Here is a 23186-nt window from a genome sequence, read left to right as displayed (position 1 = left end):
CCCGTGAAGCCGCTTTTTTCCACCGTTCGCGGGCAACAAAAGAGCCACAGCACCCGGCGTCAGGCACTGATTACCCGGGTGCTCGCCGCGCCCAGAGTGCAGGCCGAAATTCAGCGCCAGTGCCAGGGCGGGCGAGATCGACTACAACTGGAACAGGAGGCACTGGCGGATCTGGAGGAGATCTGCAGCTGTATCGATCCGGCCACGGTTGAGCGCTTGAAGCCGCTCTTTAACCGCCTTCTCAGCCGCCTTTATCCGCGTCTTGAGGTCGAAGGACTGCAGTTCATAACCACGCTGCAGCATACCCATCAGTTGATCTTTCTACCCACGCACCGAAGTCATATCGATTACCTGCTGCTGTCGTGGATTCTGCATCGCAGGGGCTGTGACTTGCCCTACATCGGCGCGGGACGCAACTTAAACCTGCCGTTGATCGGGCCGGTTCTGCAGCGCGGTGGCGCGGTTTTCATGCGCCGAAGCTTTCTGGACGATCCACTGTACACCCAGTTGTTCAATGCCAACCTGGATGAGTTATTCGCACGCGCGCGACCCTTCGAATTTTTCCCCGAAGGCACCCGCAGCCGGACCGGTCGACTCTTACCCCCCAAGCTGGGACTGCTGGGGATGTGCCTGAGCGCCTGGCAGAACGTCGGGCAACGCCCTCTGGCTCTGGTCCCCATCGCGATTAGCTACGATCTCTGCCTGGACAACAGCCAATATCTGCGCGAACTGAGTGGAGGTACCAAACAAAAAGAAACCTTGGTCGGCACCCTGGCCTCTGCGGGCCGACTGTTACGCGATTGTGGCGGTGCCTATATTCGTGTAGCCCAGCCGCTTTTGCTCGAACAGGGAACACCCCCGCCCGATACGACCGCTCTCGCTGGCGCGGTGTCCCGGCGGCTCAACAGCGCAATTGTCAGCTCCGGTAGCGCCCGACTGGCATTACTACTGCTGGCCGGCAGCGAGCCGTCAACGCCAACAGCACGGGTAGAAGCCGGCCTGAATGCACTGAACCATCTGCTCGATCAGTTCAATATGCCGCGTCCGAATAACGACCTGGAACCCGCCACCATCATCGCCGAGACCGCCCGTCAGGGTTTGATCACCCAACAAGGCGCGACACTTTCGTTAACACAGCGTCAAGCAGCGGGGCTCTGTTTCTACCGCAACACTCTGCAGCACGGGTTGATACTGCCGGCTCTGACCCTGCTGCTGAGTGCCCGCCTGAAAACGCCCAGCAAGTCCACAGTCACCCGCCTGATCAAAGCCCTGCTGCCATACCTGGATGCGGAACTCACGCTACCCCCGGATCAACTGGATTCGGACTTCCCGGCGCGGGCCCGTCATATTCTGATCGAACAGGGTTTACTGGAGGCCAACCAGCACTGGCTAAAGACCCGCAACAACCCGCTGTGCCACGCCTTAATACACCTGGCCGAAACCCTGCTACTCAGGCAGTTTCTGCTATTAAAAGCCCTGCATACTCAAAGTGGGTGGCACAAAGGACTGCTGCTGGACACCGTCACGCGACTGGCCGTACACATCCATGGCTGGTATGGCCACCAGGCTCCGGACTACGGCGACAAGCGGTTACTGGAGCCGTTAATCGATCAACTGGAACGCCAACACCTGCTCGCTCTCACCGACGACCGGGTTGAAGTACGTCGCGACCTGACACCGATACTCCGCATCGGTGAGAAGCTGCTACCCGGTGTATTGATTCAGGAAAGCCAACGCTGGCTCAATGGGATGAGCAGTCAGTCGGCCTCCAGCCGACGCAACGCATAAATGTCGTAACGCCCGGATTTACCCTCCAGACGATATGAGGGGACGGGGCCTGCAATATCCGGCGCCTTACGCGGTCTTTTGACCACCACCCGACACTGGGCCACCTCCAGCGCTACAGCCAGTAGCTCCGCCGCATCCTCATCCGCACCCACCACGGAACGGAACGCCAGCATCTCTTTTTTAACCTGGGCACTCTTATCGGAGTGGGGAAACATGGGGTCCAGATGGATCACCTGCGGGCGATCCCGGTCCGGCAGCGAGCGCAACCAGTGACGGGCATCGCCGGAAAACAACGCCATCCGACTTACGATCTCTGCCACTTCAGGATGCTGGTGTGCCCGCATCAGGCCATCGGCAAGCAGTGCATGTACGATGGCGGAACGCTCAACCATCTGAACCTGACAGCCCAGCGAGGCGAGCACAAAGGCGTCGCGCCCGAGCCCCGCGGTGACATCAGCGATACGGGGCCGAAGCGACCCCTTTATGCCACAGGCTTTAGCGATCATCTGCCCCTTACCGCCGCCAAACTGACGCCGGTGCGCTACGGCCCCGGTCACGAAGTCGGCCATAATCGCCCCTGGACGCTTGCGTCCCGTCTCTTGCAGAGCAAGGCCTTCGTCGCCCACCAACAGGTAAAAATCGGTCGCGGTCGATTCCAGATCAGGGGATGGGTCAAACGCCAGTCGCAACTCATGGGCCAACGCCTGAGCCTGCGCCTCGTGATCAACATCCAGAGCCGCAACCTGGATTCGACTTTCATTACTGAGCAAACCAGACCCCCAGCAGAACCAGCCCCAGCACCAGGCGGTATATTACAAACGGCATCATGCCGATCCGGTCCAGCCAACGCAGGAACAGCGCAATACAGGCGAACGCACTGAGCGCAGCCAGCAAAGCACCGACACCGAGGGAAAGCCATTGCGCCTGAGCCCCGGCCTGCACCAACTCCAGGGTCTTAAGTGAACCGGCAGCCAAAATGATAGGTACTGAGAGCAGAAAGGAGAAACGGGCAGCAGCCTGACGTTCGAACCCCAGCATCAGCGCTGCGGTAATCGTGATGCCGGAGCGCGAAGTTCCGGGAATCAGCGCCACCGCCTGGGCCAATCCGATAATCCCCGCCTGACGCATATCGAGTCGGGCAAGGGTTTTATCGCGGGCCCCTCGACGATCCGCCACACCGAGCAGGGCGCCAAAAATCAGCGTCGTCGCGGCGATTACCAGTATCGACCGCCCGTATTCGTCGACCAGGCTACCGAACAGCCCGCCCACAACCACCGCCGGTAACGTAGCCAACACCACCAGCCAACCCAGTTTCGAATCACGGCTGTGATTGCCGCCCAAGGACGCCAGCGTGGACAGCGTCATACGCCACAGATCCTGACGAAAATAGGCAATCACCGCCACCAGCGTACCCACGTGGACACCCACATCGAAAGCCAAACCCTGGTCAGGCCAACCCAGTAACTGAGATGGCAAAATCAGGTGGGCTGAGCTGGAGATCGGCAAAAATTCGGTGATTCCCTGGATCAGGGCAAGTAGAACGATATGGATCCAGTCACTGAGCGTCACTGCTGATCCTTCTTCTTCCAGCTACCTTCGCGCAGGTACACCGGCGTCGCTTCAGCCGGGTCCAGGGCGCCCCCTTGATCGAGCAACGCCTGAGCCAGTGGCAGCATCGCCTCCGCGCGCGGATAGAGATCAAACTCTGGAGACTGGATCAGCTGCTGTACCTTCGACGGCATTTGCTCCCGGTAGCGCCAGCCACTGCCCACACCAATCCAGGCCGAATCTGCCGGCAGCTCAGCCTGCTCCGGTGCACGAACCGACTCCGCCATCAACGCCTCAGGCAGCACACCGGTGAGATCGAACGCCCCCCAGTAGATCTCATCCATCCGCGCATCCAGCGCCGTCGCGACCTGTTGCGCCTCAGGCATCCGCTGCTTGGCTTCCAGCGCCATGGCAGCCAGTGTGGAGACCGGTAATAGAGGAAGCTCACTCCCAAGCGCCAGCCCCTGAGCGGCGCCAGTGGCAATACGGATGCCGGCAAAGGAGCCAGGGCCACGGCCAAAAGCGATCGCATCGAGTGAACGCAGCGTAACACCGGCCTCGGCCAAAAGCTGCTCAATCATTGGCAACAAAAGATGGGTATGGCGGCGCGGCTCCACCCGGGTTTCTTGGAGAATCGTACCATCCAGCTGCAACGCCACGGAGCAGGCATCGGTGGATGTATCCAGCGCGAGGATTCGGGACATCGGGAATACCATCAAAAGGAAGTGCGGCCACATTGTAACCGCACCACCGCGTTCATCAAGCCAGGGACTGTTCGAGACAGCCTCCTCTTACAGAAGCGCCTCCCCCCAGCGCGGTACCATCGTCTGCTCAATCCCGATCTGGGATAGAATCCGCGCCACGATAAAATCCACCATCTGCTCCACGGTGGTCGGCTTCTGGTAAAAGCCGGGACTGGCCGGAATAATCACCGCACCCATGCGGGTGAGCTTAAGCATATGTTCCAGGTGAATCTCGGAGTACGGCGCTTCGCGCGGGACCAGAATCAGCTGCCTGCGCTCTTTGAGCGCCACATCCGCGGCGCGCTCTATCAGATTATTGCTGGCACCGCAGGCTATGGCAGACAGGGTCCCGGTGCTGCAGGGACACACTACCATAGTGGACGGTGCGCCAGATCCTGACGCCACCGGAGCCATCCATTGCTCTCGCCCAAAAACACGGATCTGCCCTTCGCGGGCACCAAAACACTGACTCAGATAATCTGCCTGGGCATCGGTTTGGCCGGGGAGCTGAACATCCGTTTCGGTGGCTATAACCACCTGAGCGGCGCGCGAGATCATCAGCAGAACCTGCACATTCTGCTGCACCAGGCACTCCACCAGACGTAAACCGTATTGCGCACCGGATGCACCGGTAATCGCCACCGTGACACGCCGCTCAAACTGCTCCGCCATGGCTACCCCGCTTTTCCAGACGTTCAATCAATTTGCCGTGAATGCCGCCAAAGCCGCCGTTACTCATGATCACCAGATGTGCCCCCGGAGCGACTTCATCCACCAACATCTGAACCAGCTGATCGATATCCCTGACCAAAGAGGCAGGCACGATACTTTGCGCGACAACAGAGTCCAGCGACCAGTCCAGATCGGCGGGTTGATACCAGAACACCCGATCGGCCTCCGCCGTTGAGGGCGCAAGTGCATCACGATGACTGCCCAGACGCATGGTATTGGAGCGCGGCTCGATAACCGCCACCAGCGGCGCATCACCGATACGTGCCCGCAACCCCTGCAGCGTCGTCGCAATCGCGGTAGGATGGTGGGCAAAATCGTCGTATACCCAGACCCCGTCAGCCTGACCCAGCAGCTCCATCCGACGCTTGACCCCACCGAAACCGGAGAGCGCCGCAGCACTGTGTTCCGGGGTTACACCCACATGCCGGGCGGCCAGCAGCGCATGCAGCCCGTTGGTGACATTATGTGCACCCGTGAGCGACCAACTGATGCGCGCGACTTCACGATCATTTTGTAAAACGGCGAACTCACTGCCATCGCCCTTTACCAACCGGACCCGCCAGTTGCTGCCATCACCGCTGCGTAGCACCTCGCTCCAGCATCCCATCTCCATCACCGTTTCCAGTGCGACATCTCCAGCCGGGAGAATCACCTGCCCACCACTGGGTACCGTACGGATCAAATGATGAAACTGACGCTGAATCGACGCCAGATCCGGGAATATATCGGCATGATCAAACTCCAGGTTGTTCAAGACCAGTGTCCGGGGGCAGTAATGAACAAATTTGGAGCGCTTATCAAAAAAAGCGGTGTCGTACTCATCCGCCTCGATCACGAAGAACGGCGTATTGCCCAGGCGAGCCGAGTACTCAAAATTGTTGGGGGCGCCGCCGATCAGAAAACCCGGCGTCAGGTTGGCATACTCAAGCACCCAGGCCAGCATACTGGCGGTCGTGGTCTTGCCGTGGGTCCCGGCCACGGCAAGCACCCAGCGCTCCTGCAACACTTCGTCGTGCAACCACTGAGGGCCCGAGGTGTACTTCAAACCTCGCTCCAGCACCGCCTCAACACAGGGATTACCCCGGGTCATGGCGTTACCGATGATAACCAGATCCGGCACCGGCTCCAGCTGTGCGGGGTCGTAGCCCTCCCACAACGCAATGCCGGCTCGCTCAAGCTGCGTACTCATCGGCGGATATACATTGGCGTCCGACCCGGTCACCCGATGGCCCAGCTCCCGGGCCAGCAGTGCCAGCGAGCCCATAAAAGTGCCACAGATCCCTAAAATATGGATATGCACGCAGATCTCCCCCCTGTTGGATGGAGGCATGATAACCTCTTTAACTCCAGCTGCGAACTACAGGCCCCTCCCGGCAATTTCGATGCGCCGCAACATGCAAGCGCGCGACACTTGACGTATAATTCAGCGGCCAATTTCGAGCCAAACCCTAAAGGTCAAATCACCCAATGCAGCTTCTCAGCGCCTACCTGAAACACCACGACACCGACAACGAACTGGTCGAACTGATTGAAATCCTGATGGTTGCCTGCAAGGAGATCGCCCTGCAGCTGCGTGAAGGCGCACTGGCAGGCATCCATGGCACCACCGAAGACACCAATATTCAGGGTGAGACCCAGAAAAAACTGGACGTTATCTCCAACGACATCCTGAAAGAGGTACTGCTGGGTAATCGTCTGGTGCGCGGCGTAGCGTCAGAAGAGGAGGATGATCCGGTGTTTGGCTACCCGGAAGGTCGCTTCCTGGTTACGTTCGACCCGCTGGACGGCTCCTCCAACATCGATATCAACGTATCCGTGGGTACGATTTTCTCGATCCTGGAAGTCCCGGATACCGACGCGCCGGACAGCGTCGATCTATTCCTGCAACCAGGCCGCAAACAGGTTGCATCGGGCTACGTTCTGTACGGCCCTTCCGCGGTATTGGCGCTGACCACCGGTCAGGGCGTGAACATGTTCACCCTCGCGCACACCGGCGACTTCCTGCTCACCCGCGAGAATGTGCAGATTCCGCACGCGACCAAAGAGTTCGCCATCAACATGTCGAACCACCGCCACTGGGAACCGGCCATGCGCAACTATGTCGGCGACCTGCTTGCCGGTAGCGAAGGCCCGCGCGAGAAAAACTACAACATGCGCTGGATCGCATCGATGGTCGCCGAAGTCCATCGCGTACTGACCCGCGGCGGTATCTTCACCTATCCGTGGGATTCCCGTGACCCACGTAAGCCGGGCAAGCTGCGCCTTATGTACGAGGGCAACCCGATGAGTCTGCTGATCGAACAGGCCGGCGGCCTGTCCACCACCTGCTACACCAACATCATGGATATCGAGCCTCAGAATATTCACCAGCGCGTTGCCGTTGCCCTGGGCTCCCGGGAAGAGGTGGAGTCACTGATGCAGTACCATCAGGACACACCATCGATAATTCAGCAGTAAGTATTATTCATCCCTGAGCGGCCCACTGCTTATAATGCCGCTCAGGAATCAGATCTGATCTTTAATCGACTAACAGGAAGAGACGCATGAGCTTTGCGAAAGTGCCTGCCGGCAAAGAGCTGCCGAATGACCTCTACGTGATCATCGAAATCCCGGCCGAGAGCTCCCCGGTCAAATACGAGATCGACAAGGATGCGGACGCGATTTTCGTCGACCGCTTCATGGCGGCTCCCATGTTCTACCCGGCCAACTACGGCTACGTGAACAACACTCTGGCTGACGACGGCGACCCGCTGGACGTGCTGGTTCTGACTCCGCACCCGGTGATGACCGGCTCCGTAATCCGCTGCCGCCCGGTCGGTATTCTGAACATGACCGACGAAGCGGGCGAAGACGCCAAACTGGTTGCCGTGCCGCACGAGAAACTGAGCCAGGCCTACAACGACATCCATGACGTGGACGATATTCCTCAGCTGACCAAGGACCAGATCGCCCACTTCTTCGAAAACTACAAGAAGCTGGAAAAAGGCAAGTGGGTTAAAGTGGAGGGCTGGGCTAACGCTGACGCTGCACGCGAAGCGGTGACCAAGTCCGTCGCTGCCTACGAAGCTCAGAAGTAAGCTTCACTGACGTAAAAAAGCCCGCTCTCGAATGAGGCGGGCTTTTTTATGCTTGAGCAAAGTTTCAACGACTGTGCTCGACCATATCGTCGACCACTGCCTCCTCTTCATGGAGGTCACCCGGCAAGGGGTCTGCACCGGGCAAAACCAGATTCAGCAGAATCGCGACAATACCGCACAGGCTCACGCCCTGCAGGTTCAGGTCGCCCACCCCGATTGCCATACCGCCAATCCCAAAGACCAGCACTGTCGCGACAATCACCAGATTACGCTGCTTACCCAGATCCACCTGCGCCTTGACCAGGGTATTCAGCCCCACCGATGCGATAGACCCGAACAGGAGAATCAGGATACCGCCCATCACCGGTGACGGAATGGTCTGCAGAAAGGAGCCAAACTTGGACACAAACGCCAGCAGTATGGCAAAGCCGGCTGCCCAAAGCATCACCACCGGATTGAATGCCCGGGTCAGCATGACCGCGCCGGTCACCTCAGAGTAGGTGGTATTGGGCGGACCTCCGAACAACGCAGCCGCACTGGTGGCCAACCCATCGCCAAACAGCGTGCGCTGCAGGCCCGGCCTGCGGATATAATCTTTGCCGGTTACATTGCCGATCGCGATAACATCACCCACGTGCTCGATAGCGGGCGCAATCGCCACCGGAATCATAAACAGGATCGCCTGCCAGTTCAGCTCGGGCGTGACGAAATTAGGCAGCGCCACCAGTGGTGCTTCGCGCACCACCGTCAGATCTACCATTCCCATGAAAAAAGCGGCGATATAACCGACGACAACACCGGACAGGATCGGTAACAGGCGAAAGATACCGTGCCCGAATACCGAAACCAGCAGCGTTGTCGCCAGAGAGATCATTGAAACGATCAGCGCCTCCCCGTACGGAAAGAGCTCGGCGGAGCCATCACCGGTTTTGCCCATGGCCATGTTGACCGCTATCGGCGCCAGCCCCAGCCCGATGATCATAATCACCGGCCCGGTTACCACCGGCGGCATAATACGGTGAATCACACCGGGCCCCTTCAGCTTAACCAGTAGCGCGAGAAACATGTAAACAAAGCCCGCTGCCATCAGCGCTCCCATGGTCGCGGGAATACCCCACGTCTGGGCGCTGTAGCTGATCGGTGCGATAAAAACAAACGAAGATGCCAGGAAGATCGGTACGCTCAACCCGGTGACCAGGTGGAACAGCAGTGTGCCAATACCGGCTGTGAACAGCGCGACACTCGGATCCAGCCCCGTAAGCAGCGGCATCAGAACCAGCGCACCAAACGCCACAAACAGCATCTGCGCCCCGGCGACCACTGTGCGCCAGCCCGACGTGACCGGGTCGCCCTGCAACTGTGTATCAGTCATGAATCACCTTTCCATTCAGAGTGGCTATCAGCGGGTGCCGAAGATTTTATCGCCCGCATCCCCAAGACCCGGGATGATGTAGCCGTTTTCGTTCAGATGGTCATCGATTGAGGCGCAGAAAATATCCACATCGGGGTGTGCAGCCTGAACCTTTTTGATCCCTTCAGGCGCCGCAACAAGCACCAGTGCGCGGATCGTGGTGCAACCCGCCTTTTTCAGGGTATCGATGGTCGCGATCATCGAGCCACCGGTGGCCAGCATCGGATCCACAATCAGCGAGATGCGCGCATCGATATCGCTGGCCAGCTTTTCAAAATAGGCCACCGGTTCCAGCGTTTCTTCATCGCGATAGAGTCCCACCACCGAGATCTTGGCACTGGGCACCAGCTCCAGCACACCATCGAGCATGCCCAGCCCCGCACGCAGGATCGGCACAACGGTAATTTTCTTGCCCTTGATGCGCTCAGCCTGAATTGGACCGCACCAACCTTCGACCTCGTAACTCTCCAGCTCCAGATCCTTGGTCGCTTCGTAGGTCAGCAAACAACCCACCTCGCCGGCGAGCTGACGAAAGCCTCGCGTACTCCGATCCACCGATCGCATTAATCCCAATTTATGCCGAACCAGCGGATGACGGATCTCATGTACACTCATCATTAACCCCTCTTTGACTCTTGGCGCACCCGGCCACGCAAGAAACTGACCAACTCATCAAAATTAACCGGCAAGACTAACCAATAGTGCCGTTTCTGTCACCCGAAACGGTTGCGGGCAACAAAAATCCCCTTTATCGTTTTGCGCTTTCAGCGATTTAACACGCGAGCGGAGCAAAATACCCAATGAGCGGCACCGATCTGGAGCACATTCGGCAGGTTTACATGGAGTCGGACCTGTTATTCAGCGAAAACGAAGTCAGAACGGCCATCGACCGCATGGCCCGCGATATCACGGATGCTCTGATTGATGCCGACCCGGTCGTGTTTACCGTCATGAACGGCGGGCTGGTGATCGCCGGACAGCTTCTGCCACGCCTGAATTTTCCGCTCGAAGCCAGTTACCTGCACGCGACCCGCTACCGAAATACTACCTCCGGACATGAGTTGGAGTGGAAAGTCCCGCCCATGGTCGAGTTTACCGGCCGACCGGTCCTGATTATCGACGACATACTCGACGAGGGGCACACGCTGGCAGCTATTATAGACTACTGCAAGGCGCAGGGAGCCTCTCAGGTCCAGTGCGCTGTGCTGGTCGATAAACTCCATGATCGCAAGGCGCGCCCTGACCTGAAAGCGGATTACGTGGGGCTGGAAGTGGAAGACCGCTACCTGTTTGGATACGGGATGGATTATCAGGGTTACTGGCGGAACGCACCGGGGATATTTGCGGTCAAAGGGATGTGAAAAAACGTGGTCAATTTTCGGTTGCCAGCGAGTAAATCTTCGCTAGAATCGAATAACCCCAACCAATGACAGGTTAAGCATGACTGAAGTCGTGATACTGACGCTCTCTGCTGCCGCACTCGGATGCTGGCTGATGAGTCTGCGTCGCAAGCCGGCGACCCGCCGCCAGCAGCGCTAACGCGCTGGCGGTCATTTCCGGCTCGGCCTACTTCTTCCCTTGATGTAACTCGTCATAGAGGCTCACGAATGCCTCGGTCAGGCGATGCTTGGGCGCAAGCTGGATCAGCGGTTTCGCTGCGGTGTGCGATTCTTTCATTTTGACTGACGCCGGAATCAGCGTTTCCAATACCGGCAGATTCTCTCCCCGCAGTTCGGCCACGATTTTCTGCGGCAGGGAGGCGCGCGGCTGATACTGGTTAACAACGATCCCTTCCACTTCCAGGTCGCGGTTATGATCTTCCCGCGTCTCCTGCACATTATTGAGCAGGCTATACAGTGCCTGACGCGCAAAATCATCGCAGTCAAACGGAATCAGGCAACGGTCCGCCGCGCACAGCGCCGAGAGCGCAAAGAAGTTAAACGCCGGGGGCGTATCGATATAGATCGCCTGATAACTCTCCATCAGCGTTTCCAGCGCATCCTTGAGCTTGTAGATCTTGTGCTTGGACTCCAGTTTGGATTGCAGATCACCCAGATCCGGATGAGAGGGTATCAACGCCAGATTCGCAAACGGCGTCCGGTGTACATAGCCTTCCGGATGCGTGGGTTTGAGCTGAAAGCTCAGGGTTTGTTCAAAAAAGTCGCGGATATCACTTTCAGGGTTATTAGCATCGTCCCCGAGCAGGTAGTGAGTCGAGTTGCACTGAGGATCCAGGTCCACCACCAGTGTCTTTACCCCCCGGGCAGCACTGATTGCGGCCAGGTTAACCGCGATACTGGACTTGCCCACGCCACCTTTCTGATTGAATACCACTCGACGCATTTCAACATCCTCTATTCGCGCTGTCCGCCCAAAAGGCTCCCATCACCCCTGCGAGAGCAGCTCACGCAGGTCGATAATGGCGGCATTGGCACGTGAAATATACGAAGCCATCACCAGGGAATGGTTGGCTAGAAAACCGAACTCGCTACCGTTGAGAATCACCGGACTCCAGATCATCGTCTGGGTCGCTTCCAGTTCGCGGATAATCTGATCGACGCTGACACGGGCTCCCTTTTTATCCAGGGTCTCACCGAAGTCGCGCTCCACCGCCTCTAACAGTTGGATCAGAGCCCAGGCGGTCCCCCTGGCCTCATAAAACACATCATCGATTTCAAGCCAGGGCGTCTGAATATCGCTCTGCTTCGCCGTAGCGGTAGACTGAGTGGCACCGGGGCTGCCCGCCAGATCGGTGTTCAGGCGACGCTGACCAACGCTCGCACTGAGCCGCTGCGAAAGACTGCCCAGACGGGTCGATACATCACCCAGCCAATCCCGCAGGTTATCCGCCCTGGCATAAAACTGTGTCGAGCTGGCACCACTGTCACCCAGTCCCGCCTGATAGGCACGCAGCGCTTTCAGCGCCTTGCGGTACTCGCCTTCGGTGGAGGGCAGAATCCAGCTGTTTGAATCAAAATGCAGCAGCGGCTCCGCTTCGGCCAGATCCGGGTTTTCCGTGGACTGGGATTGCGAACGGCTGAATGTTTTGCGCAGGGCACGCGCCATGTCGCGTGCCTGGACCAACGCACCAAACTCCCAATTCGGCATATTGTCGAGCCACAGGCCCGGTGGGAAACGATCATTACTCAGATACCCACCGGGTTTTTCAAGCAGTGTTTCACCAATGCCAATCAATGCCGCGGTCGTGTGATAACCCACCACGGGTTGCTGATTTCGCGCCTGCGCCTGCTGTTGAGCCAGCTCGTCGACGGAAAAACGCGATGGCTCGAAACTCCAGTAGATACCGATAATGACAGCGATCAGCAGATAGAGCACAACCAGCGCCAGCACCGCCTGCGCGATGCGCCCGCGCCCCAATCGCGCCACTACACCATCCCAGCACCTTAACCAGATTCGTTGCAGGCTATCCAAAACACCGTCCTTATCGTGCGTTCAAACCGATTTATGATGCGTTGCACTATGGCGAATTTCCCGTCACCGGTCAACGGACACACCCGCGCCGCAAACCGTTATGACGCACTCGCTCGACGGCAGCACCGAGTGTGGGCGCAGAACACAATCCTGATTGGGCAAAAAACAGACAATATCGAAAAAAAACAGCCGAAAACGTCGGCAAACTGCTGCTTAATGCAGGAAAGTGGTCACCGCAAATGGACAGCAAACGGGGTTTGATGCACACTTACCGTCAATTCGCGACCCGACGACTTTACAGGCCCTTGGCTCTGTCTGGTTGGGGTCCGGCAGGTCCGGTTCTCCGGCACCCGCCATCACCAACATCAATCCAGAAAACGTTCCGAGAATCTATTCTGATGGATATCCGCAAAGTCAAAAAACTGATCGAGCTGCTCGAAGAGTCCAATATTAACGAGATCGAGATCAAAGAGGGTGAGGAATCAGTCCGCATCAGCCGGGCTTCCGGCCTGGTTCAGCAGGCAGCCTACGCCCCGATGCCGATGCCCCAGATGGCGGCTGCACCTCAGCAGCCGATGCCGGCACCCAGTGCGCCGGAGGCTCCGGCCGCAGCGTCCGTTGATGCCGAGCCCACCGGACATTCGGTACGTTCACCGATGGTCGGCACTTTTTATCGCTCACCCTCTCCCACCGCAGCCCCCTTCGTGGAAGTAGGCCAGAGCGTTAAGGCCGGTGACGTAATCTGCATTGTCGAAGCGATGAAGATGATGAACCAGATTGAGGCCGATAAATCCGGCGTTATCGAAGCGATTCTGGTCGAGGATGGCCAGCCGGTGGAATACGATCAGCCGCTGATCGTCATCGCCTGAAGCCCGTCACGAACCTGATCCGAGGATATCTAAACGATGCTCGATAAAGTGCTCATAGCCAACCGCGGTGAAATCGCACTGCGTATCCTGCGAGCCTGCAAGGAGCTGGGTATCAAGACCGTGGCGGTTCACTCCGTGGCCGACCGGGACCTGATGCACGTCCGGCTCGCGGACGAAGCCGTCTGCATTGGCCCGGCTCCGTCCGCCCAGAGTTATCTCAACATCCCCTCCATCATCAGCGCGGCTGAAGTCACCGATTCGGTCGGCATTCATCCCGGCTACGGCTTCCTGGCGGAAAACGCCGGTTTCGCTGAGCAGGTGGAACAGTCAGGCTTTACCTTCATTGGCCCGCGTGCCGAAACAATTCGCCTGATGGGGGACAAAGTGTCTGCCATCGAGGCGATGAAGAAAGCTGGCGTACCCACCGTACCCGGTTCTGACGGCCCATTGCCGGAAGATCCCGAAACCCTGCATAAAGTCGCCAAACGCATCGGTTACCCGGTCATCATCAAAGCGGCTGCCGGCGGTGGTGGTCGCGGTATGCGTGTTGTCCACACCGAAGCCCACCTGACCAATGCGGTACAGGTCACCCGATCCGAGGCAAAAGCGGCCTTTGGCGATGAAACGGTCTACATGGAGAAGTTTCTCGAGAAGCCTCGCCACGTGGAGGTCCAGGTGCTGGCTGATGGCCAGGGCAATGCGATCCACCTCTATGATCGTGACTGCTCGCTGCAACGCCGCCACCAGAAAGTGGTGGAAGAAGCCCCCGCACCGGGTATCGACCCCCAGGCCCGGGCTGACGTGCTTAAGGCTTGCGTGGATGCCTGCATCGAGATCGGTTACCGTGGCGCAGGTACCTTTGAGTTCCTGTACGAAGATGGCGGCTTCTACTTTATTGAGATGAACACCCGTGTCCAGGTAGAGCATCCGGTTACCGAGCAGGTCACCGGCGTCGACATCGTCAAGGAGCAGCTGCGCATCGCCTCCGGTATGCCGCTGACGATCAAGCAGGAAGATGTCAAACTCAACGGTCATGCGTTCGAGTGTCGAATCAATGCCGAAGACCCGCGAACCTTTATGCCCAGCCCTGGCCGCGTCAGCTACTACCATGCCCCGGGCGGCAACGGTATCCGTGTAGACTCGCACCTCTACGGGGGTTACACAGTTCCTCCCCACTACGACTCATTGATCGCCAAACTGATCACCTGGGCCGAAGATCGGGAAACCGCGCTGAACCGCATGCAGAACGCACTGGACGAAATGGTAGTCGAAGGGATCAAGACCAATATCCCGCTGCACAACGATATCGTGCGCGATGCCAACTTTGCCCGCGGCGGCGTCAATATCCACTACCTGGAGAAAAAGCTCGGGCTCTGATTCTCAACCCGGACGCCGCGAAAAGCCCGCGCCAGCGGGCTTTTTTGATGGCACTCTGCACACCGGGTCAGTATAGGCGATACTGACCCTGTAAGCCGACAACGGAGTACCCCATGCCCTGGCTGCAATTAAAAGTCGAAACGCCCCCCGAACAGGCTGAACAATACGAAGATCTGCTGCTGGCCGCCGGCTGCGCCGCCGTGACCTATCAGGATGCCGAAGACAACCCGATTTTCGAACCCGAGCTGGGCACCACCCCACTCTGGCGCAAGACGGTAGTCACCGGTCTATTTGCCGCCGAACACGATCTGCAGGAAACACTGGCGCTGCTCACTGAAGCACAGCGCTCTATCAGTACCGCCGCCACCGTCGATCTACCCCAGTTTCACGCCGAAATTCTTGAAGATAAAGACTGGGAGCGCGAATGGATGGAGAGCTACCACCCCATGCAGTTTGGCAAGCGCCTGTGGGTTTGCCCCAGCTGGCGTGAAGCGCCGGACCCCGGGGCCGTCAACCTCCTGCTTGATCCAGGCCTTGCGTTCGGCACCGGCACCCATCCAACCACGGCACTCTGCCTCGAGTGGCTCGATGCGCAAGACCTGGAAGGTCAGCTGATTGTCGATTACGGCTGTGGCAGCGGTATCCTGGGTATCGCGGCCCTCCTGCTGGGTGCAAAGCATGTGATCGCCGTGGATATCGATACCCAGGCATTGACTGCAACCCGGGACAACCTGGCGCGCAACCATCTGACAGATGACAGGCTTGAAGCCTGGCTGCCCGAGTCTGCGCCCAAGGCCCAAGCCGATACACTGGTAGCCAATATTCTGGCCGGCCCCCTGGTCGAGCTCGCACCAACCCTGGAAGCGCTGGTTCGCCCCGGGGGTAAAATTCTGCTCTCCGGGCTCTTGGCTGACCAGGCTGAAGCGGTTTCCCTGGCGTATCAAAAATGGTTTGATATGGAGACACCGGTCGAACGCGATGGCTGGATTCGTCTGACAGGAAGCAAACGCTAGAGCGATGACAACGACGATCATCACCGAATGTCCGGATTGCCATTCGCGCTTCCGGGTTACCGAAGGACAGGTCAAACTTGCACAGGGCCAGGTGCGCTGTGGTAGTTGTCTTACGGTGTTTGATGCTCGTATCGAAGCACGCCGCCTTCAGAGACGTCTGGAGGCCGCCAGCAAAAACAAAACGAGTACCGTTGCGCAACCCTCTGCCCCCAAGCCGCGCGCAACAGGCGCGACCCCGGTTTCACGTGCACGACCGTCACCGGTGCCTCCCAAACCTGCCTCCGAGGCAACCTCCGAGGAGGCTAGCCCCAGACAACGCCAGAACCCGCCAGCGGATACGCCCTCCAGTACAGATCAAGGACAACCGGTTCCCGAGCCGATCGCGGCAGAGGCCACGCCGGCCCCACAGTCCGATACAGACCCCGATGGCATCCCGCGGCTGCAGGCAGAGCCGATCGTGCTGGAGATCAGTGAGGAGGAAACCGACCCCTTTGTCACCGCCGGCTGGATGCTCGCCTGTCTGCTGGCCCTCATGGCTCTGGGCGGTCAGTATTTCTGGTTCGAACGCGCCACCCTGGCTTTACGCCCGGAGTTACAACCGATCTACGTCCTTGCCTGCGAGCGGTTACCCTGCCAGCTGAATCATACCGCTGTTGACGCTATCGAAACCCAGCAGATGGTGGTACGTCCCCACCCAGCCTACGCCGATGCCCTGACTGTCGATATCCGTTTGCTGAACGACGCCGCCTTTTCGCAGCCTTTTCCAGCCCTCGAGCTGACATTCACCGATGTAAAAGGGCAGCGGGTCGCACAGCGTCTCTTCAGACCGTTCCAATACCTCACAGCTGAAAGCTACCCGGATCGACTGATGCCCGCTGGCACACCGATCGAACTGCAACTGGAGATCACTGACCCGGGGGCTCAGGCCGTAAGCTATACCCTGGACCTGAAGCCCGATATCTAAGCGCCGCCTGACTACCAAACGCCCAAATTCAGCTCCGGGTCAACCCCGATATCGATCAAAAAACCAACAAAAACGGGTTGGAGCCCACCCCCCGAAAGAGTATCATTGGCCGCCTTCCAAATAACCCGGTCCCCGCGGCCAGGGTCAGTAATTCTTTCGTTTTGGCAGGTGCGAGATGATTCAGATCGGCCCTTACACCATTGACAGTCAGGTTGTACTGGCACCGATGGCAGGGGTTACAGACCGTCCGTTTCGCGCCCTCTGCCGCCAAATGGGAGCAGGGCTGGTCGTCTCCGAAATGGTGACCTCCGACACACGGCTCTGGAACTCACGCAAATCCGCTCAACGACTCAACCATCAGGGTGAGACCGAACCCCGCTCGGTCCAGATCGCCGGTGGTGACCCCGAGATGATGGCCAACGCGGCTCGCATGAATGTGAAACGCGGTGCTCAGATCATCGATATCAACATGGGCTGCCCGGCCAAAAAAGTCTGTAACAAGGCTGCCGGTTCTGCCCTGCTGCGTGATGAAGGGCTGGTCGATGAGATTCTGCAAGCGGTCGTGGAAGCGGTCGAGGTACCGGTGACACTCAAGATTCGCACGGGCTGGTCACCGGATATGCGCAATGGAGAGCGCGTTGCTCAACTGGCACAAAACGCTGGCATAGCCGCACTGGCGGTCCACGGACGAACCCGGTCAGACCGATATCAGGGCGAAGCGGAGTACGACACCATCGCGCGCATATGCCGCCAGGTCTCGATCCCGGTTTTCGCCAATGGCGATATCGACTCGCCGGAGAAAGCGCGTCGGGTATTGGATCACACCGGCGCCACGGCGGTTATGATCGGTCGTGCGGCCCAGGGGCGTCCCTGGATTTTTCGCGAGATCGATCATTTCCTGCGCAACGAAACGAAGCTGCCCGAACCACAACCAGCCGAGATTCTGGATATCCTGATCTCTCACCTGAACGCTCTCCACGCGTTTTACGGTGACTACATGGGTGTGCGCATCGCGCGTAAACATGTGGGTTGGTACCTGCAGCAACATCCGGACGCTGCCGGGTTTAGGAAGCACTTTAATCAACTAGAAACAACACGTGATCAAGTCCTCGCCGTAACGCGGTTTATGGCGGCATCGGCGGCGGCTTGAATCCAGGATTGGGTACATGAGTACAGTGGATAGCAAAGATTTGGAACAGTATGCACAAACCACCCAGCCGCAGTCCGGTATGCCGGCTCAGACTCTGCGTGACACCGTTCACCAGTCGCTGACCAGCTACTTCCAGCAGCTCGATGGTCAACCGGTTACCGACGTGTACCAGATGGTCCTGTCTGAAATCGAAGCACCGCTGTTTGAGAGCGTGATGGCTTACACCAAGGACAACCAGACCAAGGCATCCGAAGTACTCGGGCTCAACCGCGGTACACTGCGTAAGAAACTAAAGCAGTACGGCCTGCTCTGATCGAGAGCAATCGAGAGCAATCAGCGAACAGAGAGAAGCGACCCAAGACCATGTCTGAGCAGAACACCACCCCGATTCGCCGCGCGCTGATCAGCGTGTCGGATAAAACCGGTATTGTAGAGTTCGCCCGCGCCCTGACCGCGCGGGGCGTTGAAATCCTGTCCACCGGCGGCACCTTCAAGCTGCTGCAGGACAGTGACATTCCGGCCACCGAAGTCTCTGATTACACCGGTTTTCCGGAGATGATGGCTGGCCGTGTCAAAACCCTGCACCCGAAAGTCCACGGCGGCATTCTTGGCCGTCGCGGCACTGACGACGCGGTTATGGCGGAACACGGGATCGATCCGATCGACATGGTCGTGGTCAACCTTTATCCCTTTGCCCAGACCATTGCGCGCCCGGATTGTGACCTGCCGATGGCGATCGAGAACATCGATATCGGCGGTCCGACCATGGTTCGTTCAGCGGCCAAAAACCACAAGGATGTCGCCATCGTCGTCAATGCGACTGACTACGACAGCATTCTTAAAGAGCTGGAAGCAGACGGTGGCCTGAGCCAGAACACCCGTTTCGACCTGGCCGTTAAAGCGTTTGAACATACGGCCGCCTACGACGGCATGATCGCCAACTACCTGGGTGCCATCGTCGAAAGCGAAGATGAAGAGCCCGCGGATTTCCCCCGCACCTTCAATACCCAGTTCCTCAAGGCGCAGGATATGCGCTACGGTGAGAACCCGCATCAGCGCGCCGCCTTCTATGTGGAAGCGAACCCGGCCGAGCCCAGCGTGTCGACAGCGCGTCAACTGCAGGGCAAAGCGCTGTCCTACAACAACGTGGCGGATACCGACGCGGCACTGGAGTGCGTTAAGCCGTTCAAAGAGCCGGCCTGCGTGATCGTCAAGCACGCCAATCCCTGTGGCGTCGCCGTTGGTGACGACATCCTGGAAGCCTATAACCGGGCCTTCCAGACCGATCCGACTTCGGCGTTTGGCGGCATTATTGCCTTCAACCGGGAGCTGGACGGCGACACCGCCAAAGTGATTGTCGAACGTCAGTTCGTGGAAGTGATCATCGCCCCGAGCGTAACCAAGGAAGCATCCGACATCGTCGCCAGCAAGCCCAACGTGCGTCTTCTGGAGTGCGGTGAGTGGGATGCCCAGCGCGCCCATGCTTTCGACTACAAACGCGTTAACGGCGGTCTGCTGGTGCAGGATCGCGATCTGGGTATGGTGGATGCCTCCCAGCTCAAGATTGTTACCAAGAAGCAGCCCTCAGAGCAGGAGATCCGCGATCTGCTGTTCTGCTGGGAAGTGGCCAAGTTCGTCAAGTCCAACGCCATTGTCTACGCCAAAGACGGCCAGACCATCGGTATCGGCGCGGGCCAGATGAGCCGCGTTTACTCCGCCAAGATCGCCGGCATCAAAGCGGCCGATGAAGGGCTGGAAGTCAAAGGCTCCGTCATGGCATCCGACGCCTTCTTCCCGTTCCGCGATGGTATCGACTCTGCGGCCGAAGCCGGCATCACCGCCGTCATCCAGCCCGGTGGCTCCATGCGCGATCAGGAAGTGATCGACGCGGCGGACGAGCATGGTATGGCCATGGTCTTCACCGGCATGCGCCACTTCCGCCATTAAGAACAGGGATATAAGACGATGAAGATTCTTGTAATCGGTTCCGGCGGACGGGAGCATGCACTGGCTTGGGCTGCAGCGCGCGATGCGGCGGTGGAGACCGTCTACGTGGCGCCGGGTAACGCGGCAACCGCTCAGGAGAACAAGCTCCAGAACGTCGATATCGACGTGATGGCGCTGGACGATCTGGCCGCTTTTGCCAGGGACAACGCTATCGATCTGACCATCGTCGGCCCGGAAGCTCCTCTCGTGGCCGGCATTGTGGACAGGTTCAACGACCAGGGTTTGCGCGTCTTTGGTCCCACGGCGGGCGCGGCTCAGCTGGAAGGCTCCAAGGCGTTCACCAAGGATTTCCTGGCGCGCCACCAGATCCCAACCGCCGAGTACCAGAACTTCACCGAAATCGAACCTGCTCTGGCCTATGTGCGTGAGAAAGGTGCGCCGATTGTGGTCAAGGCCGACGGCCTGGCCGCCGGCAAGGGCGTTATCGTCGCCATGACCCTGGAAGAGGCTGAAGCGGCGATCCGCGATATGCTGGCGGGCAATGCCTTTGGCGACGCCGGTCACCGCGTGGTTGTCGAAGAGTTTCTCGACGGTGAGGAAGCCTCCTTCATCGTTATGGTCGATGGCGAACATGTGCTGCCCATGGCGACAAGCCAGGACCATAAGCGCGTCGGTAACGGCGATACCGGCCCTAATACCGGTGGCATGGGTGCCTATTCACCTGCTCCGGTGGTGACCCCGGAGATCCACAACCGCATCATGGATGAGGTCATTCTGCCCACCGTGCGCGGTATGGCTCAAGAAGGTAATGAATACACCGGCTTCCTGTACGCCGGTCTGATGATCATGGCCGATGGCACACCGAAAGTGATCGAATACAACTGCCGTTTTGGTGATCCTGAAACACAGCCCATTATGCTGCGCCTGAAATCCAGTCTGATCGAGATGTGCAACGCCGCGCTCGATAAGACCCTGGACCAGGTCACCGCGGAATGGGATCCGCGCCCGTCGGTTGGCGTCGTTATGGCGGCAGGTGGCTATCCCGGCAGCTACGGCAAGGGTGATGAGATCAGCCTGCCGACCGAGACACCCGCGGACAGCAAGGTGTTCCATGCCGGAACCAAGCTGGTCGATGGCAAGGTCGTCACGGCCGGCGGCCGCGTACTCTGTGCAACTGCACTGGGAGACAGCGTCACCGATGCTCAAAAACGCGCTTATGAACTGGTGAGCCTTATTAACTGGAAGGACGCCTACTTCCGCACCGATATCGCCTACCGTGCTATTGCACGGGAAAAAAGCTGACTAACAGGACAGCAAACCGATTCTGTGCTAAAACAGCCGCCTTCGGGCGGCTGTTTCTGTTTATAGAGTTCCACTTTTGGAGAGTAAAAATGGCGATTGAAGTCTGGCTCGCACTGCTCAGCGCGTCAATTCTTATCAGCCTGTCACCCGGTGCAGGCGCCGCAACGGCGATGAGTTACGGGCTAAGTCACGGTGTTCGCGGCGCGGCACCCGCCGTGGCCGGACTGATCGCCGGTTACGGTACCCAGCTGTTGATCGTCGCTGTAGGTCTGGGCAGTCTGGTAGCAACCTCACCAACCCTGTTCCAGGCCATCAAATGGATCGGCGCCGGTTACCTGATCTGGCTGGGTATCGGGCTCTGGCGGGACAAAGGCAAACTAAGTTTGCGTCGCACCGATGAGATAAAGAAACACCGCCACTTCATCAGCGCTTACCTGGTCAATATTACCAACCCGAAGGGGATGGTTTTTTTGGTCGCTCTGGTGCCTCAGTTTATGGACCCAAGCCTGCCGCGTGGCCCCCAATTACTGGTTATCGGCGCGACCCTGCTGATAGTCGACTGGAGCGTAATGACCGGCTACAGTGGTCTGGCTTCTCGGCTGAGCCGACTGATGCAAAGCCCTAAAGCCATGCGCTGGCAGAACCGGTTATCCGGTAGTGCACTGATTATCGCGGGGCTGGTTCTCTCTACCGCAACGTTATAAACCGGAGATCCCGAATGATCGTTCTCACACGGACTGTGTCACGCCCCCTTCTGTTACCCGCTGTCTTCGGCGTGCTGTTAGCAGGCTGCGCCGGGTCATCCTCGCACCGCCAGGCGCAGAGCGAATACTGTCTCAAGGCCGGTAAAAACCAAGCCTACGACTGCCAGGCGACCGAGACATCAGTCACCGGAGAAACGCTAAGGATTCGTCCCCTGCCGATAGACGACGAAACGCTCTTTGCCCGCGTTGAGGCGATCAAACACTGGCTGGCCGAGGAAAAGCAGCGCTTGTCCGAAAACAGCAATACACACTCAAATCCACCACCATCCCTTGTCAGCCCGGCCCCCGAAGCCAATAAACCGCCTTCGGTCGAACAGGAGACCCTGGCCGCCGCGATCACCCTGTTCCAACGCGGCAACCAGGCGGACGCATTGTCACTGGTACAAAACTACCGACAGCTCAACCCAGAGTCGCTGGATGGCATTCTGGTCCACTCACGCCTGTTGATTGGGATGGATAAATCATCAGAGGCAGAAGCGCTATTAACCGACACGCTCAAAGATCATCCTGATCAGGCCGCTGTGTACAACAATCTGGCCGCCGCGCAAGCCGCTCAGGGCAACCTGGGAGGCGCGGTGGAAACCCTGCAAAAGGCCTTTGCCACCGATACCACATTTGCCCGTATCCAGGAAAATCTCAAACAGCTCTATCGCACCACCGCACAACGTGCTCTGGCCACCGATATCGAAGTGCCTACCCCGACGCTGGAGCTGATCGACACGCCCCGTCACGGGTCATTACCCGGAAACTAGCTGGGCAACAAACCGCTTTACGCACTAATTCGGTGCAATCACTTTCCCTTTTCACTCCGCGGGTGAAGCACTCGTTTGTCGATTACCTGACACACCCGCGCATTTGCCGGTGGGTTGCGGCAAAAAAAGAAAACCCTGCTCGATTCTGCAACCTGACGCCGGATCCAGGGTCAAACACTTCGAAAGCCACACCCGCCCTCCCCCTCACTAAACTGATCCAGATCATCGGGCGGCACGTTTAATGCAGTTGACTTTCGCAGTACGGCTTGTTCAAGCCGTGTATATCAACCGGATGAGACGCAGCCGCAATGAACAGG

23 protein-coding genes are annotated in these 23186 nt (G+C 58.5%); 14 read left to right on the top strand and 9 right to left on the bottom strand.

Features of this window, described 5'->3' with window-relative positions; translation table 11 throughout:
• Positions 1–3 precede the first annotated feature (3 nt).
• Positions 4–1788 carry a 1-acyl-sn-glycerol-3-phosphate acyltransferase gene (locus G403_RS0104285; RefSeq protein WP_027852901.1) on the top strand — a complete coding sequence of 595 codons (1785 nt, stop codon included), beginning with the start codon at positions 4–6 and terminating at the stop codon, positions 1786–1788.
• Here the strand turns inward: G403_RS0104285 and G403_RS0104280 are convergent.
• The 5 genes from G403_RS0104280 to mpl form a co-directional block, all read right to left on the bottom strand.
• Positions 1758–2558, bottom strand: coding sequence for a class I SAM-dependent methyltransferase (locus G403_RS0104280; RefSeq protein WP_084403924.1), 801 nt, complete (start codon positions 2556–2558; stop codon positions 1758–1760). The genes G403_RS0104285 and G403_RS0104280 overlap by 31 nt on opposite strands.
• Positions 2548–3357: an undecaprenyl-diphosphate phosphatase gene (locus G403_RS24335; protein WP_027852899.1), complete on the bottom strand. Its 810-nt coding sequence runs from the start codon at positions 3355–3357 to the stop codon at positions 2548–2550. Before G403_RS24335 ends, G403_RS0104280 begins: the two co-directional genes overlap by 11 nt.
• Positions 3354–4040 (bottom strand): tRNA (adenosine(37)-N6)-threonylcarbamoyltransferase complex dimerization subunit type 1 TsaB, encoded by a 687-nt coding sequence (tsaB, locus tag G403_RS0104270; RefSeq protein ID WP_027852898.1) that lies wholly within the window; start codon positions 4038–4040, stop codon positions 3354–3356. The genes G403_RS24335 and tsaB overlap by 4 nt, the downstream gene beginning before the upstream one ends.
• 87 nt (positions 4041–4127) lie before the next feature.
• Positions 4128–4751, bottom strand: coding sequence for a flavin prenyltransferase UbiX (locus tag G403_RS0104265; RefSeq protein WP_027852897.1), 624 nt, complete (start codon positions 4749–4751; stop codon positions 4128–4130).
• Positions 4735–6111, bottom strand: a complete 1377-nt coding sequence (mpl, locus tag G403_RS0104260) for a UDP-N-acetylmuramate:L-alanyl-gamma-D-glutamyl-meso-diaminopimelate ligase (protein ID WP_027852896.1) — start codon at positions 6109–6111, stop codon at positions 4735–4737. Before mpl ends, G403_RS0104265 begins: the two co-directional genes overlap by 17 nt.
• 167 nt (positions 6112–6278) lie before the next feature.
• Between mpl and G403_RS0104255 the strand changes: the two genes are divergently transcribed.
• Positions 6279–7268 (top strand): class 1 fructose-bisphosphatase, encoded by a 990-nt coding sequence (locus G403_RS0104255; RefSeq protein ID WP_027852895.1) that lies wholly within the window; start codon positions 6279–6281, stop codon positions 7266–7268.
• 86 nt (positions 7269–7354) lie between these two features.
• A complete protein-coding gene (gene ppa, locus G403_RS0104250) occupies positions 7355–7888 on the top strand; it encodes an inorganic diphosphatase (RefSeq protein ID WP_027852894.1) in 534 nt (177 codons plus the stop codon).
• A gap of 64 nt (positions 7889–7952) precedes the next feature.
• On the opposite strand, the gene G403_RS0104245 is transcribed toward ppa, so the two are convergent.
• Both G403_RS0104245 and upp read right to left on the bottom strand, forming a co-directional pair.
• Complete coding sequence (locus G403_RS0104245) at positions 7953–9260, bottom strand: uracil-xanthine permease family protein (RefSeq protein WP_051298520.1); 1308 nt, start codon at positions 9258–9260, stop codon at positions 7953–7955.
• Positions 9261–9287: 27 nt separating this feature from the next.
• A complete protein-coding gene (gene upp, locus G403_RS0104240; RefSeq protein WP_027852892.1) occupies positions 9288–9914 on the bottom strand; it encodes a uracil phosphoribosyltransferase in 627 nt (208 codons plus the stop codon).
• Between the two features lie 185 nt (positions 9915–10099).
• Between upp and G403_RS0104235 the strand changes: the two genes are divergently transcribed.
• Positions 10100–10660, top strand: a complete 561-nt coding sequence (locus G403_RS0104235; RefSeq protein ID WP_027852891.1) for a hypoxanthine-guanine phosphoribosyltransferase — start codon at positions 10100–10102, stop codon at positions 10658–10660.
• Positions 10661–10865: 205 nt separating this feature from the next.
• Here G403_RS0104235 and G403_RS0104230 read toward each other — a convergent pair whose 3' ends face one another.
• A complete protein-coding gene (locus G403_RS0104230; protein ID WP_027852890.1) occupies positions 10866–11642 on the bottom strand; it encodes a ParA family protein in 777 nt (258 codons plus the stop codon).
• A gap of 42 nt (positions 11643–11684) precedes the next feature.
• Complete coding sequence (locus tag G403_RS0104225; RefSeq protein WP_027852889.1) at positions 11685–12731, bottom strand: DUF2333 family protein; 1047 nt, start codon at positions 12729–12731, stop codon at positions 11685–11687.
• A 398-nt stretch (positions 12732–13129) separates the two neighbouring features.
• Here G403_RS0104225 and accB point away from each other — a divergent pair, with 398 nt between their 5' ends.
• The 10 genes from accB to G403_RS0104175 all read left to right on the top strand — a co-directional run bounded on the left by accB (position 13130) and on the right by G403_RS0104175 (position 22869).
• Entirely contained in the window at positions 13130–13600 is a 471-nt protein-coding gene (gene accB / locus G403_RS0104220; protein WP_027852888.1) for an acetyl-CoA carboxylase biotin carboxyl carrier protein, read from the top strand.
• A gap of 36 nt (positions 13601–13636) precedes the next feature.
• Positions 13637–14977 (top strand): acetyl-CoA carboxylase biotin carboxylase subunit, encoded by a 1341-nt coding sequence (gene accC / locus G403_RS0104215; protein WP_027852887.1) that lies wholly within the window; start codon positions 13637–13639, stop codon positions 14975–14977.
• 113 nt (positions 14978–15090) lie between these two features.
• A complete protein-coding gene (gene prmA, locus G403_RS0104210) occupies positions 15091–15990 on the top strand; it encodes a 50S ribosomal protein L11 methyltransferase (RefSeq protein WP_027852886.1) in 900 nt (299 codons plus the stop codon).
• Positions 15991–15994: 4 nt separating this feature from the next.
• Entirely contained in the window at positions 15995–16954 is a 960-nt protein-coding gene (locus G403_RS24330) for a DUF3426 domain-containing protein (protein WP_051298518.1), read from the top strand.
• A gap of 175 nt (positions 16955–17129) precedes the next feature.
• Positions 17130–18104: a tRNA dihydrouridine synthase DusB gene (gene dusB / locus G403_RS0104200; RefSeq protein ID WP_027852885.1), complete on the top strand. Its 975-nt coding sequence runs from the start codon at positions 17130–17132 to the stop codon at positions 18102–18104.
• A 16-nt stretch (positions 18105–18120) separates the two neighbouring features.
• Positions 18121–18417, top strand: coding sequence for a DNA-binding transcriptional regulator Fis (gene fis, locus G403_RS0104195; RefSeq protein ID WP_027852884.1), 297 nt, complete (start codon positions 18121–18123; stop codon positions 18415–18417).
• A 50-nt stretch (positions 18418–18467) separates the two neighbouring features.
• Entirely contained in the window at positions 18468–20051 is a 1584-nt protein-coding gene (gene purH, locus G403_RS0104190) for a bifunctional phosphoribosylaminoimidazolecarboxamide formyltransferase/IMP cyclohydrolase (RefSeq protein WP_027852883.1), read from the top strand.
• Positions 20052–20069: 18 nt separating this feature from the next.
• Positions 20070–21353 (top strand): phosphoribosylamine--glycine ligase, encoded by a 1284-nt coding sequence (gene purD / locus G403_RS0104185; protein ID WP_027852882.1) that lies wholly within the window; start codon positions 20070–20072, stop codon positions 21351–21353.
• 89 nt (positions 21354–21442) lie between these two features.
• The gene (rhtB, locus tag G403_RS0104180; RefSeq protein WP_027852881.1) at positions 21443–22057 is read left to right on the top strand and encodes a homoserine/homoserine lactone efflux protein; all 615 of its coding nucleotides are present in this window, start codon (positions 21443–21445) and stop codon (positions 22055–22057) included.
• Positions 22058–22071: 14 nt separating this feature from the next.
• Positions 22072–22869, top strand: coding sequence for a tetratricopeptide repeat protein (locus G403_RS0104175; RefSeq protein ID WP_027852880.1), 798 nt, complete (start codon positions 22072–22074; stop codon positions 22867–22869).
• Positions 22870–23186 lie beyond the last annotated feature (317 nt).

Source organism: Marinobacterium litorale DSM 23545 (genome assembly GCF_000428985.1).
GTDB lineage: Bacteria > Pseudomonadota > Gammaproteobacteria > Pseudomonadales > Balneatricaceae > Marinobacterium_D > Marinobacterium_D litorale.
This window is presented reverse-complemented; position numbering and strand designations above follow the sequence as displayed.

Bases quoted from the DNA above. Each gene is read 5' to 3' on its own strand.
- tsaB (WP_027852898.1), bottom strand. From the start codon at position 4,040: ATGTCCCGAATCCTCGCGCTGGATACATCCACCGATGCCTGCTCCGTG.
- G403_RS0104265 (WP_027852897.1), bottom strand. From the start codon at position 4,751: ATGGCGGAGCAGTTTGAGCGGCGTGTCACGGTGGCGATTACCGGTGCA.
- G403_RS0104255 (WP_027852895.1), top strand. From the start codon at position 6,279: ATGCAGCTTCTCAGCGCCTACCTGAAACACCACGACACCGACAACGAA.
- ppa (WP_027852894.1), top strand. From the start codon at position 7,355: ATGAGCTTTGCGAAAGTGCCTGCCGGCAAAGAGCTGCCGAATGACCTC.
- G403_RS0104245 (WP_051298520.1), bottom strand. From the start codon at position 9,260: ATGACTGATACACAGTTGCAGGGCGACCCGGTCACGTCGGGCTGGCGC.
- upp (WP_027852892.1), bottom strand. From the start codon at position 9,914: ATGAGTGTACATGAGATCCGTCATCCGCTGGTTCGGCATAAATTGGGA.
- G403_RS0104235 (WP_027852891.1), top strand. From the start codon at position 10,100: ATGAGCGGCACCGATCTGGAGCACATTCGGCAGGTTTACATGGAGTCG.
- G403_RS0104230 (WP_027852890.1), bottom strand. From the start codon at position 11,642: ATGCGTCGAGTGGTATTCAATCAGAAAGGTGGCGTGGGCAAGTCCAGT.
- accB (WP_027852888.1), top strand. From the start codon at position 13,130: ATGGATATCCGCAAAGTCAAAAAACTGATCGAGCTGCTCGAAGAGTCC.
- accC (WP_027852887.1), top strand. From the start codon at position 13,637: ATGCTCGATAAAGTGCTCATAGCCAACCGCGGTGAAATCGCACTGCGT.
- prmA (WP_027852886.1), top strand. From the start codon at position 15,091: ATGCCCTGGCTGCAATTAAAAGTCGAAACGCCCCCCGAACAGGCTGAA.
- G403_RS24330 (WP_051298518.1), top strand. From the start codon at position 15,995: ATGACAACGACGATCATCACCGAATGTCCGGATTGCCATTCGCGCTTC.
- dusB (WP_027852885.1), top strand. From the start codon at position 17,130: ATGATTCAGATCGGCCCTTACACCATTGACAGTCAGGTTGTACTGGCA.
- fis (WP_027852884.1), top strand. From the start codon at position 18,121: ATGAGTACAGTGGATAGCAAAGATTTGGAACAGTATGCACAAACCACC.
- purH (WP_027852883.1), top strand. From the start codon at position 18,468: ATGTCTGAGCAGAACACCACCCCGATTCGCCGCGCGCTGATCAGCGTG.
- purD (WP_027852882.1), top strand. From the start codon at position 20,070: ATGAAGATTCTTGTAATCGGTTCCGGCGGACGGGAGCATGCACTGGCT.
- rhtB (WP_027852881.1), top strand. From the start codon at position 21,443: ATGGCGATTGAAGTCTGGCTCGCACTGCTCAGCGCGTCAATTCTTATC.
- G403_RS0104175 (WP_027852880.1), top strand. From the start codon at position 22,072: ATGATCGTTCTCACACGGACTGTGTCACGCCCCCTTCTGTTACCCGCT.